This window comes from Chitinophagales bacterium, from assembly GCA_020636535.1.
GTDB lineage: Bacteria > Bacteroidota > Bacteroidia > Chitinophagales > JADIYW01 > JADJSS01.
In genome coordinates, this window is the sequence record JACJXT010000013.1 from 129,751 (window position 1) to 145,174 (window position 15,424).

A 15,424-nucleotide genomic window follows, 5' to 3' on the forward strand; every position below is an offset into this window, starting at 1 on the left:
TTATATAATTATTTAACTTTTACAGCAACTTTTACATTCATGCCTGCTTTTAACTGAATGTCATTGCCTTGGTTTTTATCTAACAAGATTTTTACCGGAATTCTTTGTACTACTTTAACAAAGTTTCCTGTAGAATTATCGGCTGGTAACAATGAAAATGTAGAACCTGTAGCTGCTTGTATTGACTCTACTTTTCCTACGATTTTTGCTTTAGGATATGCGTCTACTTTAACTTCTACTTCTTGACCTACTTTCATTTTTTCGATTTGTGTTTCTTTGAAGTTGGCTACTATCCACAATTTATTTTCATCGACAATAGAACAAATGATTTGACCTGGATTTAACAACTGACCTATTTGTACATTTTTCTTGGCAATATAACCATCGTAAGGTGCAATTACATAAGCATAAGATAGTTGTAGCTTTGCAAACGCTACATCTTGCTCTCTTTGTTTAATATTGATTTGAGCAACATCAACCTGTGTATTGATACTATTGGCTTGTGTTTTAGAAGCATTGCTTTGTTGTTTAGCTGCATTTAATTGTGTTTGTGCTACAGTAACTTGTTTTTGTGCAATAATTACTTGGTTGTCTGCCGCTTGTTTTTCGGTAAGTGCTTGGTCGTATTGTTGTTTTGTAGCAGAAGTAAGATTGTACAACTGTTCAATTCTTTTAAAATTTTCGTTGGCATTCCAAGCTCTTACTTTAGCAGCTTCTACATTAGCTTGTGCTGTAGCAATATTGGCTTGTGCTGTAGCAACAGAAGAAGAAACTGCATTGGCAGAAGCATCGGCAGAACTAATATTTCCTTTTACAACTGCTACATTGGCTTTAGCATTTTCTAAGTTAATTTCTGCTTGTTCTACTTTAATTTTTAAATCTCTGTCGTCTAATTTTATCAAAGTATCGCCAGCTTTTACAAACTGATTGTCGCTAATATAAATTGCTGCAACATAACCTGAAATTCTTGGAGCAATAGGTACTATGTTTGCTTGAATTTGCGAATTTTCGGTATCTTCATTTTGCATTGCATACGAAATTTTCTTATATGCAAAAAATGCAGCTCCTAGTAATAATACAATTCCAACAATAGTAAAAATTAATTTTTTACTTTTTTTCTCTTTGGTTGGATTTTGGTTTGGTGTTTCGATTGTATTTTCCATTTTAATTATTTTTATTCTTATTTATATTATTTTATTCTTCCTAAACTTTTTTGTAATTTATAATAGGCAATTGCTTCATCTGCTTTGGCATTAAATAAATTGGTTTTTGCTTGAAATAAAAAGACATCAGCATCTAAAACATCTGTTAATAAAGCGACTTGTGCATTAAATCGATTGTCTAAAATTCTTTTGTTTTCAGTTGCTTGGTCGATTGCCTGTTGTGCTAAATCAATTTTTGCTTGTGCTACTTTTAATGCTTGATAATTGGTATTGACTTCTGTAGCAACTTTGTCTTTTAATTGTTTCGTTACAATTTCTAGCTGTGCTTTTTGATTCTTTGCATCGTTGACAACAGAGCGAGCTGTATATAATTGCATGATGTTCCAATTTAAACTGATACCAACATCCCAAGTTGCTTTAAACTTTGCTTCGAGTGGAAAAACTCTTTGATTTGGATTGTTGTACTGTCCGTTTGCAACTGCACTAATCGTTGGCATATACGCTGCTTTAGCTGCTTTAATTTGATAGTTAGAAGCCGACAATCTAAAATCTTGAGCTTTAAATTCTACTCTGTCTTTTTGAGCATCGTCTATTAAATAAGCTACATCACTTGCAATAGAAGTTGTAGTAATATTTGGTGCAGCAACTACACATTTGGTATCAGTTGGTAAACCTAATAAAACATTGAGATAGTAATTTATAGTAGCCAAATTGCTTTCTGTATTTACTTTTTCTACCAAGAAATTTGTTTTTTGTAATTCGGCACGCATTACATCATTGTTTAAAATTAAACCTGCATCTCTTTGCTTCGTTAATTCATCTACTCTATAAGAAATTTGAAGTATATTAGAATCTAATAAGTTTAATCTTTGTTGTAAAATATATAATTGATAATAGTATTGAACTACCATTAATTTTAAATCTTCTTCATCTTTCAGTTTGTCAAAATCTGTAGCCATTAATTGTTGGTCGAGTGCTTTAATGGTATTCCAATTTTTTAAACCTTGAAATATTGGTTGTTGTACCGATACTTGATTTCTAAATTGATTAGGCACATTGGTATTGATTTCAACACTTCCAACACCTGGTAAATCAAAACCAAAAGCAGGAATATTATCGCTTAATCGTGCATAAGCTGTAGAAATACCTACTATTGGCAACATAGCATTTTTTACTTGCTCTTTTTTAATACTAATGGCATTGGCTTGTATGCTGTCTAACTGTAGTTGATGACTGTTTTGAGTTGCTAAACTAAATGCTTCGTTTAAACTTAATTGTTTTACGCTTTGTGCATTTGAAAAGTGCATTAACATTAAAATTAAAATAGTTAAAATATTATTTTTCATATTATTTAATATCTAAATGAGTAGTTAATAATTCTTTGATAAAATTTTTCAATCGTTCTTTGTTTTTGTTGTTAAAAGTTTCTGAAGTTTTGGTATTCATTACTTTACAAACAATATTTCCTGAAGTAGTATAAGAACGAATAATTCCTAAAATTGCAATGACTGTTAATTCAATATCTACTGGTTTGAATATTTTTTGTTGAATGCCTTTTTCAATTAAATCGTATACTATTGAAAAGTTTTGATGCACTTTTTTGGTGATGAACTCTGGCATTTCTTTTCTTTGGCTGAGTGCAATTTCTCTAAAGATGATATTTTGAAATTCTCTATTGGCAAAAAATCGATCGATAAATAAATCGACAATACTAAATAGTGCCTCTTTGCTATTTTCATATTGATTGACTGTTTTAATGAGTAAATCGGTAGACACTAATTTTCTTGAGATGACTTCTTCATATAAACTTTCTTTAGAACCAAAGTAATAGGAAATCATAGCAATATTAATATCTGCAGCTTTAGAAATTGCTCTAATACTAACCGCATCGAAACCATGTTGAGCAAAGAGTTGCTCTGCTACATTCATAATTTCTTCTCGTTTATCTGTTTTTACTTCCATGATATTTAATTAAACGATTGTTTAAATTCATGCACAAAGTTAATTAAACGATTGTTTAATTTCCAAATTAAATTTTCATTAAGTGGGAAGTGTGAAAAAGTAGTATGATTATCTGTTTAAAATGTAATTGTTTTTAAGTATTCAGTTAACTCTATAGCTTCTGCAGTAGTGTTATATTGTTGATAATCTCCTGTTACAAATAATAATTGTCTTTTATATTTATTTTTATTACTATCCCAATAGTAGCAATAATAACTGTGCAATCCTATATCTGCTCCTAAGTATTGAATATCAGAAAGAGTTCCATTTATAGTTGCTTGAATTAAAGTTGCTTTTTGCAATAAAGTATCTACATTAATTTGACTATCTATTGTAGCGAAATTAATATTACTTAATAAATCTTTTGAGCTTATATAATCTAAACTATCTACTCTTTTCCAATTATTAGGATAATTATTGCTTAGATTGTACTTTAAAACATTACCATTTTCATCTATAAATATACCTAAATGTGTGTAAGCCCAAGCCATGTTATAATATTCTACTTGAAATAAAATATTGGGATTTAATTTACTATCTGTACTTTTCTCTTTTTTACAAGCAGTGAAGAATAAAGTTCCAATAATTACGAAAGCAATTAATTTAAGTTTAAAATTTGACAGAATTATTTGCATAAATTTATATTTTATAATAGGTATATTAAAGTTAGCTATAAGTTTAAATATAAACAAGCATTTAGAAAGAATAAATACAAATATTTAGTGATAATTTATACTTTTTAATAATTGAATGATTTAGTCTGTGTCTGAGTTTTGCAAACCTTCAATCATACTATCTATTTGTTTTATTAATGCTCTTCGTTTTACTCTAGCATTTTCTTGTATTTCTACTGAATATTTATCATTATTAATTTGATTATTATAATAATTAATAACTGTTGACATTGCATTGAGTTTGGCTGTTAGTTTTGTTTGATTGGATTGTTCTAATAAAATTTGTTGCAATTCTACTTGTGTTTTATTAGCACTGAGTAATTGTTTTCTATTTTGTTCTATCTCTTTTCTATTGATTTTTATTTCTTCTCGTTGTAGTAATATAGTATAGAATAATCCAACAAAAGTCAAACCTGAAAACAACGCATTTACAGAGCCAAAGGCATCACCAATAGTTCCTCTTTCTGTCCAATCTTTGCCTATAAAAAAAATAACGACTACAGATAAAATCCAGATTATAAAAACAGAAATTGTTAATATAAATACTAGTACGACCTTATTATTTTTAGATTGATCAACCATACAAAATCAATTATTATAATTGTACAATATAGTTATTATTTGCTATATTTATTTTAGTTAATTTTATCAAATGATTTGGCTGATACTTTATATTATCCTTGGTGTTTTTCATTTAATGGTTACTGCAACTAACAATATTACACTAATAATGGCTTCAAAAGTTTTCTTGATGCCTTTATTGGCGATTTATGCTTTTAGTCAAATTAAAATTAGAGAAAGGTATATTTTTTTAATTCTTGGTTTATTTTTTTCTTGGTTAGGTGATATTTTCTTGATGTTTCCAAGAGAGCAGTATAGTGAATCGACTGCAAAATTATTGTTTATAGCTGGATTAGCTGCTTTTTTGATTGCACATATACAATACATCTTACTTTTTTTAAAAGACTTAAGAAATAAAATAGATTTAAGCTTAGTCACCTCAAAACCATATACTTCGCTTCCTTTCTTAATTTATGGAATTGGTTTGCTTTGGTTTTTATATCCACATTTAGCTGTTATGAAAATTCCTGTTACGCTTTATGCCATTACTATTATTGCGATGTTGATTTTAGCTTTTAACAGAAAAGGTTTTGTTAGCAATTCATCTTATCTATTGGTATTTATTGGTGCTATTTTATTTGTAATATCAGATAGTACTATTGCTGTTACATTATTTTACAAGCATTTTACTTTAGATAGATTAGTTATTATGAGTACCTATATTGTAGCACAATTACTTATTACTTATGGTGTTGTATTAGAAGCAAAAGCTAAGCCAAATCGTTAACCGTTCTATTGTGCACTCGTTTAGAGATGCCTATACTCGCTTCGTACAATAAAATAATTGGAAACGAAACCAACATTAAGCTAAACATATCGCCTTGTGGTGTGATTACTGCTATTACAAAAAGTATTACTACATAGGCAATTTTTCTTGAGTTTTGTAATAAGTCTGGACCTATTAAACCTATTCTTGTTAAAAAATACATGAGCATAGGCAATTCAAACATAATGCCTGTTGGAATAACCATACTTGTAATATTGGCAATATAATTATCGACAGAAATTAAGTTTTCTGCTTGATCTATTGCATGATAATTGAATAAAAAATTAATAGAAAAAGGTGCTATTATAAAATAACCAAACAAACATCCTATTACAAATAAGATAGATGTAAAAAAAACAATGCCTTGTGTATTTTTAATTTCCTGTTCGTAGAGTGCTGGTTTTACAAATCGCCAAAATTCCCAGAAAATATAAGGAAAGGCAAATACTACGCCAGCCATTGCCGATGTTTTTAAGTGTAGCATAAACTGTCCTGCTAAATCGGTATTTATAAATTTATATTCAATACCATCCATACATAAGCTAGAAAATATAGATAGATGATTGCCTAAGTAACAAAAGAATTTATTAGTAGGAAAATCTGCTCGTGTTGGTCCAAAAATCAAGTAGTCGAAAATAAATTTTTTATTTAAAAATGCTACTATCATTAGTACTAATACGACTATAAAAGAACGAATAATGTGTCCACGCAATTCTTCAACATGGTCGAAAAACGACATTTCTCTTTCGTGTTCTAAAAATTCTTTCTTTGGCATTAGCTTTGCAAAAATAGTAGATTTTTATGGTTTACTATGGATTGAATAGTTATAAAATGATAAAGAAAAAAACTTATAATAAAAGACCGTTGCAAGGCAGTGATAAAAAATAATATAGAATAATGCTAGTAGTTATACTATAATTTAGTATATTAGAGTTATGAAAATAAATAAGCCACTCACATTAGCAGACAGTATATGCGATACACGCGTAAAGAAAGTTAAACAAGTTTTCTTTACACAAATTAACCAGTTAATAGATTGGCAACAAATTAGTACAGAAATAGATAAGTATTACACCAAAGGCACAAGTGCAACAGGCAAGCCAAGTTATGATGGATTGTTATTATTCAAAATCTGTTTACTACAAACATGGTACGGACTAAGTGATTACGAAGTAGAAGACAGAATAAATGACAGCCTCTCCTTTAGTTCTTTCTTAGAATTAACCATAGACCAAACCTCACCAGACCATAGTACCATAAGCAGATTTAGAACAGCAATGACAGGAGCAGGAGCATATGATGAATTATTAAAAAGCATAAACAAACAATTAGAACAACATCAAATACTAGTAAAGACAGGAGCTATAGTAGATGCCAGTATAGTAGAAACACCATTAAAACCCAAAGGAAAAAGTAATTATGAGCTTGAAGCACAACAACAACAACAAGAGCAATCACAAGAAGTACCAACAAAGACGGTAGAAAAAAAATACAGTACAAGTGTAGACATAGAAGCAGCATGGATAAAGAGAGGCAAACAACTAAAATATGGCTATAAGAAACACTATGTAACAGACAACGAAGGATTAGTATTAGGCGTATTAACCACCAAAGCAAGTGTAAATGAAATTAGTAATCTAGAAACGGTATTAAAAACAGCAGACTTACCAAAAGACATAGCAGTAAAAGCAGACAAAGGTTATCAATCAGAGAAGAATAATGAATTGTTAAAGACATTAGGATTAAAAAATAACATATTAAAAAAAGCAACTAAAAATAAAGCATTAACACAAGCCCAAACAGATTATAACAAACTAATAAGCAAAACCAGATATAAAATAGAACGCACTTTTGGCAGTATAAAAAGATGGTTTAACGGCGGTATAGCAAGATACAGAGGCATAGCCAAGATGCACACACAAAACATAATGGAAGCCATAGCATATAATTTATACAGAAGTCCAGGGATACTTATGTCCAAAGCATAAAAAAGCGAAGAAAAGTAAAAAAAAAGAGTACTAAACAAACAAAAATCAATCAAAAAAGATAAAAAATAACAAAATAAGCCAATAAAACAAACAAATTAAAATATAACAAATATAAACTAATTAATATAATAAATAAAAAACAAAAATTTCACCTTTTGCAACGGTCTCAATAAGCTTATTCGCAAATTCCGAAACAAGTTCGAAATGTATCCAATAAAAAATGGGTCAGTTTCTTAACCGACCCATTTTAATAGATAATTCGCTTCGCTTAGGATAAACTGCGTTGCTATTATTGATTATTTTGTTGTTTAATTAAGTTTAATGCACTACCTGCTTTAAACCATTCTATTTGTTGTGCATTGTAAGTATGTGCTACTTCAAAAGAATCGGTAGTACCATCTTCATGATGCAACACTATGGTTAAGTTTTTACCTGGTGCAAATGTTGTTAAACCTACAACATCAACCGTATCTTTTTCTTGAACTTTGTTATAATCGTCTTTATTAACGAAAGTCAATGCCAACATACCTTGTTTTTTCAAGTTTGTTTCGTGAATTCTAGCAAACGATTTTACTACAACTGCTTTAACACCTAAATGTCTTGGTTCCATAGCCGCATGTTCTCTAGAAGAACCTTCGCCATAATTTTCATCACCAAAAACAATAGATGCATCGCCTTTAGCTTTAATCATTCTTGCAGTAGCAGGTACTTCATCGTACTCGCCATTTTCTTCATTCCAAACATTATTGGTATTGTCGTTAAATGCATTAACTGCACCAATTAATAAGTTGTTAGAAATATTATCTAAGTGACCTCTGAATTTTAACCAAGGACCAGCCATAGAAATATGGTCGGTAGTACATTTACCTTTTGCTTTGATTAATAGTTTTAAGCCAGTATAATCTTTTCCGTCCCAAGGAGCAAAACCAGCTAATAACTGTAACCTTTGAGAATCTGGATTAACTACAACTTCTACGCCAGAGCCATCTTCTACTGGAGCAATAAAACCTGGATCATCTACACTAAATCCTTTTGGTGGTAATTCATCACCAGTAGGTTCATCTAGCATTACTTCTTCTCCATTTTCATTAATCAGTTTATCTGTAGCAGGATTAAAACTTAAATCGCCTGAAATTGCAATTGCTGCCACCATTTCTGGTGAAGTTACAAAAGCATAAGTATTTGGATTACCATCTGCTCTTTTCGCAAAGTTTCTATTGAAAGAGTGAACGATACTGTTTTTCTCATTTTTGTCTTCTCCTACTCTATCCCATTGACCGATACAAGGACCACAAGCATTGGTAAATATAACTGCACCTAAATCTTCAAAGATACTTAGCAAACCATCTCTTTCTGCCGTAAATCTTACTTGCTCAGAACCTGGATTGATACCAAAACGAGCTTTAGTTTTTAAACCTTTGGCTACAGCTTGTTTAGCAATAGAAGCTGCTCTTGATAAATCTTCATAAGAAGAGTTGGTACAAGAACCAATTAAACCCCATTTTACTTCTTTAGGCCAATCTTCGTGTTTCAATCTATCTTTCATTTCAGAAACAGGTGTCGCTAAATCTGGTGTAAAAGGACCATTTAAGTGTGGCTCTAGAGTAGATAAATCAATTTCAATTACTTGATCAAAATATTGTTCAGGATTATCATACACACCAGCATCAGCAGTTAAATAATCTTTGATGCTATCTGCTAAATCCGCAACATCTGCTCTACCAGTCGCTTTTAAATATCTAGCCATGCTATCATCATAAGCAAAAGTAGAAGTAGTAGCACCAATTTCGGCCCCCATATTACAAATAGTACCTTTACCAGTACAAGACAAAGCTTTAGCACCTTCGCCAAAATATTCTACAATAGCACCAGTACCACCTTTTACTGTTAAGATACCAGCCACTTTTAAAATTACATCTTTAGGAGCTGTCCAGCCACTTAATTTACCTGTTAATTTAACACCAATTAATTTAGGCCATTTTAGTTCCCAAGGCATACCAGCCATAACATCTACTGCATCAGCACCACCAACACCAATGGCAATCATACCTAAACCACCAGCATTTACTGTATGAGAATCCGTACCAATCATCATTCCACCAGGAAAGGCATAATTTTCTAACACTACTTGGTGAATGATACCAGCACCTGGTTTCCAGAAACCAATACCATATTTATTTGAAACCGAAGCTAAAAAGTTAAATACTTCATTGCTTTGATTAATTGCTTCTTGTAAATCTTTTTCAGCACCTAAACGAGCTTGAATTAAGTGATCGCAGTGTACTGTTGTAGGCACTGCTACTTTTTGCTTGCCTGCTTGCATAAATTGCAATAATGCCATTTGTGCAGTAGCATCTTGACAAGCAATTCTATCTGGAGCAAAATCTACATAAGATTTTCCTCTTTCAAAGTTTTCAATTGCTTGTTCTTCGTGTAAGTGAGCAAATAAAATTTTCTCGGCCAAAGTTAATGGTCTGTTTAAGTGTTGTTTTGCTTTATCTACTTTCGTAGCAAAGTTAGCATACACTTCTTTAATCATATCTAAATCGAAAATCATAAATATTGTGTTTTAGTTTTATACTCAAATTTTGGTGCAAAGGTACGAATATTTTTTATAATAATAGTGTGTATTGAGTAGTAAGTATTACGATTTTTAGCTGATTATTAGATCGATGATTATTATTTTGTAGTACATACTTATAATATCTACACAGCAACAAGTATTAGATAATGATATCTATAGTAGTGAAATAAAATCACCTTATTAGTTTAAATATCTTATCTCAATCTATTCATGCTCTCAATGAGTTGTTCATCGCTTTTTACGCCAATATATGCCAACACATTAAAAATTAAGATAAATACTGGTAAAATTAAAGCAGGACCAAATTTAAATTCACTTTCTTGAAATCCTAGAAAAACATAAACAGTATATCCTACTAAAGCAAGACTACACAAAATATTAAACAATATTACTTTCATTTGTAGTTTTCTATTTCTAAACAAAAAAATACTTCCTAAAGCAATAATACTTATCACACAAGAAAGAATTATAAAAATAACATCGTCTATACCTTTTACATCAGTAAAAACCTCACTCTCATTAATTTTTCCAAGTGGCAAAAACAAAAATAAAATACCAGCTAAACTGCTTAAAAATAAGTATACACTCTGAATCCTTTGCATAATGAATTTTTTACTGCCTCAAAAATAAAATAAATATCATAATTAAAAGATACATTTAGTATTCTATTTAGCATTGCGTATTTTTGTGTCGATGCGTTTTGTGTTAGAATTAAGTTATAAAGGTACTAATTTTTGTGGTTGGCAAAGACAAGACAATGCAATGTCTGTTCAACAACATCTAGAAGATTGTTTTTATACTTTCCAACATCATAAAATAGAAATTACTGGTTGTGGACGAACAGATAAAGGTGTACATGCAAAACATTATATTGCACATTTCGATTATGATAAATGCTTAGATGGAAAACATTTATATCAATGGAATGCATTATTAAATAACGATGTTGTTATTAGCCAGCTTCGACAAGTTGATAGTCATTTTCATGCACGATTTGATGCTACTGCTAGAACCTATAAATATTTTATACATACCAAAGCTAGTCCGTTTTTGAATGAAGGTAGTTTTTTGTTGCACAATAATCAGTTAGATGTCAACTTAATGAATCAAGTAGCACAACAATTAATTGGTACGCATGATTTTACTAGCTTTGAAAAAAAAGGAAGTAATAATAAAACTTCTATCTGTACTATTAAACACGCTTTGTGGACGCAACAAGATGAACAACTAATATTTACTATAGTTGCCGACAGATTTTTAAGAAATATGGTAAGAGCAATTACAGCATCGTTATTGATGATTGGTACTCGTAAAATGACAGAACAAACATTTCTAGACAATTTTATAACACAAAAACAAATGCCACTAAAACTTGTAGTACCAGCAAAAGGTTTATTTTTGTGGCAAATCGATTACGATAATATATAATGAGCAATACAACAAAACAAACTACAGATTGGCAAACTTTTAAAAGGATACTCTCGCTAACAAATCCATTTAAAAAACTTTTTGCTATTTCTATGTTTACAGGTTTACTTATTGCAGTCATTTCGCCAGTACGACCTAAACTAATTCAAATTGCAGTTGACAAATATATCATGATTAATGATATGAATGCATTAACTAAAATTACTATACTAATCATAGCAATAGTCATTCTCGAATTTTTCTTTAGATATGCTTTTGGATATTACTCATCACTCTTAGGTCAGTCAGTAATGAAACGACTAAGAACTCAACTTTTCGATCATGTAGAACGATTAAAACTAAAATTTTTCGATAAAACACAAGTAGGAATTATTACCACTAGAACAATTAATGATATAGAAACAATTAATAATATTTTTTCTGATGGATTTATTAATCTAGTTACAGATATTCTTACACTTTTCTTTGTAATTGGTATGATGTTTTTTGAAAGCTGGAAACTAACGCTAGTTTGCTTAACTGTTTTTCCATTTTTATTGATTGCAACTTATATTTTTAAAGAGAAAGTAAAATCATCTTTTCACTTAGTACGAAATAAAGTAGCAGAACTCAATGCTTTTGTGCAAGAAAGAATTTCTGGTATGCGTATCATTCAAATTTTTAATGCACAAGACCGAGAACTAGAAAAGTTTAAAAAAATCAATCAAGAACACTACGCAGCCAATGATAAATCAGTATTGTACTTTTCTATATTTTTTCCATTGGTAGAAATAATTTTAGCGATATCTTTTGCTTTGATGATTTGGTACGGAGCAACACTCATTATGCAACAAAATATAATGGGAGAAGAAGATTTATCAGTTGGTATTTTTGCAGAATTTATTTTGCTACTCAATATGGCATTTCGACCAATGCGTATGTTGGCAGACAAATTCAATACATTGCAAATGGGAATCATTGCTTCCGAAAGAGTATTTAAATTGCTAGACACGCAAGAAATAATTGAAGACAAAGGCACAATTACTACAAAAGAAATTAAAGGCGACATTGCTTTTAAAAATGTTTGGTTTGCTTATAACGACGATGATTATGTACTAAAAAACATTAACTTTCAAGTAAATGCTGGAGAAACACTTGCAATCGTTGGTTCAACTGGTTCAGGTAAAACATCGTTGATTAATATTTTAAATCGCTTTTATGAAATTCAAGAAGGAGAAATATTAATTGATAATATTAATGCAAAAGAATATCAACTACAAACACTAAGAGCTTATTTTGGTACAGTACTACAAGATGTGTTTTTGTTTTCTGGCTCTATTTATGACAACATTACACTTAAAAATAAAAATATATCAAAAGATAAAGTAATTGCTGCGGCAAAAATGGTTAATGCACATGATTTTATTATGGAGTTGCCAAACAACTACGATTACGAAGTAAAAGAAAGAGGAGCTACACTTTCGGTAGGTCAACGACAACTAATTTCTTTCATAAGAGCATTGGTCTATAATCCCAAAATATTAATATTAGATGAAGCTACATCTTCTGTAGATACAGCAACAGAAAACCTACTACAAGAAGCCATTGCTACACTAATTAAAAATAGAACAGCTATTGTTATAGCACATCGATTGTCTACTATCAAAAACGCCAATCATATTTTAGTGTTAGACAAAGGCGAAATTAAAGAGTATGGTAATCATCAATCATTAATTCAGATTGAAAATGGATATTATCAGAAATTATATAATATGCAATTTAATAAAGAAAAAGTATGATTATTTACAATACTACATTTGTGGTTGACTTAAAAGAAGCTACAGACTTCATCTACGAAATTAAAACTACTATTTTATTAGATTTAAAAAGCAATAAAGAATGCCAAGATGCTTATTTCCTAGAATTACAAAATGTAGATACGCAAGAACATATTTCGTATGCATTACAAATACACTTCGATGATTTAGCAGCATTCAACAACTATAAACTATTTAAAGAACCAAAATTTCTAGAACAAATCACCAACAAATATGGCGAAAAAGTACTTTATTTTAGCACAGTACTTAAAGAAGTATAGTTATTTCAAGTACTTTCTTCCACTCAGAGTCACTCATAGAGGACGCTGAGTATCTGAAAACATAAAATACAAAGCGGCATTTATATATACACTAAATTGCTTAACGAATTATTATTTTCATACACTATTCAATAAATCTTTTAATATTGTAATTTTGCACCATGCAACACTTTAGAAACTTCTGTATTATTGCACATATAGACCATGGTAAAAGTACTTTGGCAGATAGACTTTTGGAAACGACCAAAACCATTGATGATAGAAATTTGCAACAGCAAACTTTAGATGATATGGATTTGGAAAGAGAGCGAGGCATTACCATTAAAAGTCATGCAATACAAATGAACTATCATCATACAGATGGGAAAACATATGTATTTAACTTAATTGATACACCAGGACATGTCGATTTTTCTTACGAAGTATCGCGTTCTTTAGCAGCTTGCGAAGGTGCTTTATTACTTGTAGATGCTACGCAAGGCATACAAGCACAAACTATTTCTAACTTGTATTTAGCCATCGAAAATGGGTTAGAAATAATTCCTGTCATCAATAAAGTAGATGTTGATGGTGCAATGATTGAAGAAGTCTCCGACCAAATTGTTGATTTAATAGGTTGTGATTATGAAGACATCATTCAAGCAAGTGGAAAAACAGGTATTGGCGTTGATGAAATTTTAGCGGCTGTTGTAGAAAGAATTCCTGCACCAAAAGGCGATGAAAATGCACCACTACAAGCACTCATTTTCGATTCTGTTTTCAATCAGTTTAGAGGTGTAATTGCTTACTTTAGAGTGAAAAATGGCACTATAAAAAAAGGCGATTTGGTAAAATTTGTCAATACCAAAAAAGAATATTACGCTGATGAAGTTGGTGTACTGAGAATGGACTTAGATCCAAAACAAGAAATTAAAGCTGGCGATGTTGGCTACATCATCACAGGAATCAAACAATCTAAAGAAATAAAAGTTGGTGATACCATTACACATGTTGCCAATCCTTGTACTACTGCAATAAAAGGTTTTGAAGATGTAAAACCAATGGTATTTGCTGGTATCTATCCGATGGATAACGACGATTATGAAGAGTTGAGAGATTCTATAGAAAAATTACAACTCAATGATGCTTCTTTGGTGTTTGAACCAGAAACTTCACTAGCACTTGGCTTTGGTTTTAGATGCGGATTTTTAGGACTACTACACTTAGAAATTGTACAAGAACGCTTAGAAAGAGAATACGACTTATCTATTTTAACAACTGTTCCAAATGTTACCTACTACGCTTATACCAAATCTGGCGAAAAATTAATGGTCAATAATCCATCAGATTTACCAGAACCAGCGTATTTAGATTTTGTAGAAGAACCATACATTAAAGCACAAATTATTACACAACCAGACTATATTGGAAGTTTGATGAAATTATGTATGGATAAAAGAGGTATATTAAAAAATCAAGTTTATTTATCTACATCAAAAGTAGAGTTGCAATTTGAAATGCCATTAGCAGAAATTGTGTTTGATTTTTACGACCAATTAAAATCTATTTCTAAAGGTTATGCCAGTTTCGATTATCAAATGTTTGATTTTAGAGAAAGCGATTTAGTACGATTAGATATTAAACTCAACGGAGAAAATGTAGATGCATTGTCTGCGTTAATTCATAGAAGCAAAGCATACGACTTTGGAAGACGCTTGTGCGAAAAACTAAAAGAACTCATACCACGACAACAATTTGTTATTGCCATTCAAGCAGCCATAGGAGCAAAAGTAATTGCAAGAGAAACTATCTCTGCCATCAGAAAAGATGTAACAGCAAAATGTTATGGTGGTGATATTACCAGAAAAAGAAAATTGCTAGAAAAACAAAAGAAAGGTAAGAAAAAAATGCGTCAGATTGGTAAAGTAGAAGTACCACAAAAAGCATTTATGGCTGTACTAAAACTAAACGAGTAATACAAGTAGCAAGATTTTTCTTATAAGATTTTTAGATTGTTAGAGTCATGATTTTTAGACTTTCTTATTTTGTCCTAATGAGCGAAGTTTACGAAGCGAAGCATCTCCAAGCCATGCTGAACTCGTTTCAGCATCTACTTAGAAAACCAATCAAAACATCTTAACAC

14 protein-coding genes are annotated in these 15,424 nt (G+C 30.6%); 6 read left to right on the forward strand and 8 right to left on the reverse strand.

Annotation, left to right across the window (positions count from 1 at the left end; translation table 11 throughout):
• Positions 1-8: 8 nt before the first annotated feature.
• The 5 genes from H6553_12765 to H6553_12785 all read right to left on the reverse strand — a co-directional run bounded on the left by H6553_12765 (position 9) and on the right by H6553_12785 (position 4,420).
• On the reverse strand, positions 9-1,163 hold the full coding sequence (locus H6553_12765) for an HlyD family secretion protein (GenBank protein ID MCB9034705.1): 1,155 nt from the start codon (positions 1,161-1,163) through the stop codon (positions 9-11).
• A gap of 26 nt (positions 1,164-1,189) precedes the next feature.
• Complete coding sequence (locus H6553_12770) at positions 1,190-2,509, reverse strand: TolC family protein (protein MCB9034706.1); 1,320 nt, start codon at positions 2,507-2,509, stop codon at positions 1,190-1,192.
• A gap of 1 nt (position 2,510) precedes the next feature.
• Positions 2,511-3,125 (reverse strand): TetR/AcrR family transcriptional regulator, encoded by a 615-nt coding sequence (locus H6553_12775; protein ID MCB9034707.1) that lies wholly within the window; start codon positions 3,123-3,125, stop codon positions 2,511-2,513.
• A 116-nt stretch (positions 3,126-3,241) separates the two neighbouring features.
• Complete coding sequence (locus H6553_12780) at positions 3,242-3,799, reverse strand: hypothetical protein (GenBank protein MCB9034708.1); 558 nt, start codon at positions 3,797-3,799, stop codon at positions 3,242-3,244.
• 120 nt (positions 3,800-3,919) lie between these two features.
• Positions 3,920-4,420: a hypothetical protein gene (locus H6553_12785; protein MCB9034709.1), complete on the reverse strand. Its 501-nt coding sequence runs from the start codon at positions 4,418-4,420 to the stop codon at positions 3,920-3,922.
• A gap of 70 nt (positions 4,421-4,490) precedes the next feature.
• Between H6553_12785 and H6553_12790 the strand changes: the two genes are divergently transcribed.
• A complete protein-coding gene (locus H6553_12790; protein ID MCB9034710.1) occupies positions 4,491-5,186 on the forward strand; it encodes a lysoplasmalogenase in 696 nt (231 codons plus the stop codon).
• Here the strand turns inward: H6553_12790 and tatC are convergent.
• A complete protein-coding gene (tatC, locus tag H6553_12795; protein ID MCB9034711.1) occupies positions 5,170-6,000 on the reverse strand; it encodes a twin-arginine translocase subunit TatC in 831 nt (276 codons plus the stop codon). The genes H6553_12790 and tatC overlap by 17 nt on opposite strands.
• 160 nt (positions 6,001-6,160) lie before the next feature.
• Here tatC and H6553_12800 point away from each other — a divergent pair, with 160 nt between their 5' ends.
• Positions 6,161-7,213: an IS5 family transposase gene (locus tag H6553_12800; protein ID MCB9034712.1), complete on the forward strand. Its 1,053-nt coding sequence runs from the start codon at positions 6,161-6,163 to the stop codon at positions 7,211-7,213.
• A 289-nt stretch (positions 7,214-7,502) separates the two neighbouring features.
• On the opposite strand, the gene H6553_12805 is transcribed toward H6553_12800, so the two are convergent.
• A complete protein-coding gene (locus H6553_12805) occupies positions 7,503-9,770 on the reverse strand; it encodes an aconitate hydratase (GenBank protein MCB9034713.1) in 2,268 nt (755 codons plus the stop codon).
• A 221-nt stretch (positions 9,771-9,991) separates the two neighbouring features.
• Positions 9,992-10,399 (reverse strand): DUF4293 domain-containing protein, encoded by a 408-nt coding sequence (locus H6553_12810; protein ID MCB9034714.1) that lies wholly within the window; start codon positions 10,397-10,399, stop codon positions 9,992-9,994.
• An 85-nt stretch (positions 10,400-10,484) separates the two neighbouring features.
• Between H6553_12810 and truA the strand changes: the two genes are divergently transcribed.
• From truA to lepA, 4 genes are all read left to right on the forward strand, one after another.
• Positions 10,485-11,225, forward strand: coding sequence for a tRNA pseudouridine(38-40) synthase TruA (gene truA, locus H6553_12815; GenBank protein MCB9034715.1), 741 nt, complete (start codon positions 10,485-10,487; stop codon positions 11,223-11,225).
• Complete coding sequence (locus H6553_12820) at positions 11,225-13,003, forward strand: ABC transporter ATP-binding protein (GenBank protein ID MCB9034716.1); 1,779 nt, start codon at positions 11,225-11,227, stop codon at positions 13,001-13,003. The genes truA and H6553_12820 overlap by 1 nt, the downstream gene beginning before the upstream one ends.
• Positions 13,000-13,302: a DUF4286 family protein gene (locus H6553_12825; protein MCB9034717.1), complete on the forward strand. Its 303-nt coding sequence runs from the start codon at positions 13,000-13,002 to the stop codon at positions 13,300-13,302. Before H6553_12820 ends, H6553_12825 begins: the two co-directional genes overlap by 4 nt.
• A gap of 161 nt (positions 13,303-13,463) precedes the next feature.
• Complete coding sequence (gene lepA, locus H6553_12830) at positions 13,464-15,257, forward strand: elongation factor 4 (GenBank protein ID MCB9034718.1); 1,794 nt, start codon at positions 13,464-13,466, stop codon at positions 15,255-15,257.
• Positions 15,258-15,424: the final 167 nt, after the last annotated feature.

Coding starts and splice junctions, on each gene's coding strand:
- H6553_12765 (MCB9034705.1), bottom strand. CDS start 1,163: ATGGAAAATACAATCGAAACACCAAACCAAAATCCAACCAAAGAGAAA.
- H6553_12770 (MCB9034706.1), bottom strand. CDS start 2,509: ATGAAAAATAATATTTTAACTATTTTAATTTTAATGTTAATGCACTTT.
- H6553_12775 (MCB9034707.1), bottom strand. CDS start 3,125: ATGGAAGTAAAAACAGATAAACGAGAAGAAATTATGAATGTAGCAGAG.
- H6553_12780 (MCB9034708.1), bottom strand. CDS start 3,799: ATGCAAATAATTCTGTCAAATTTTAAACTTAAATTAATTGCTTTCGTA.
- H6553_12785 (MCB9034709.1), bottom strand. CDS start 4,420: ATGGTTGATCAATCTAAAAATAATAAGGTCGTACTAGTATTTATATTA.
- H6553_12790 (MCB9034710.1), top strand. CDS start 4,491: ATGATTTGGCTGATACTTTATATTATCCTTGGTGTTTTTCATTTAATG.
- tatC (MCB9034711.1), bottom strand. CDS start 6,000: ATGCCAAAGAAAGAATTTTTAGAACACGAAAGAGAAATGTCGTTTTTC.
- H6553_12800 (MCB9034712.1), top strand. CDS start 6,161: ATGAAAATAAATAAGCCACTCACATTAGCAGACAGTATATGCGATACA.
- H6553_12805 (MCB9034713.1), bottom strand. CDS start 9,770: ATGATTTTCGATTTAGATATGATTAAAGAAGTGTATGCTAACTTTGCT.
- H6553_12810 (MCB9034714.1), bottom strand. CDS start 10,399: ATGCAAAGGATTCAGAGTGTATACTTATTTTTAAGCAGTTTAGCTGGT.
- H6553_12820 (MCB9034716.1), top strand. CDS start 11,225: ATGAGCAATACAACAAAACAAACTACAGATTGGCAAACTTTTAAAAGG.
- H6553_12825 (MCB9034717.1), top strand. CDS start 13,000: ATGATTATTTACAATACTACATTTGTGGTTGACTTAAAAGAAGCTACA.
- lepA (MCB9034718.1), top strand. CDS start 13,464: ATGCAACACTTTAGAAACTTCTGTATTATTGCACATATAGACCATGGT.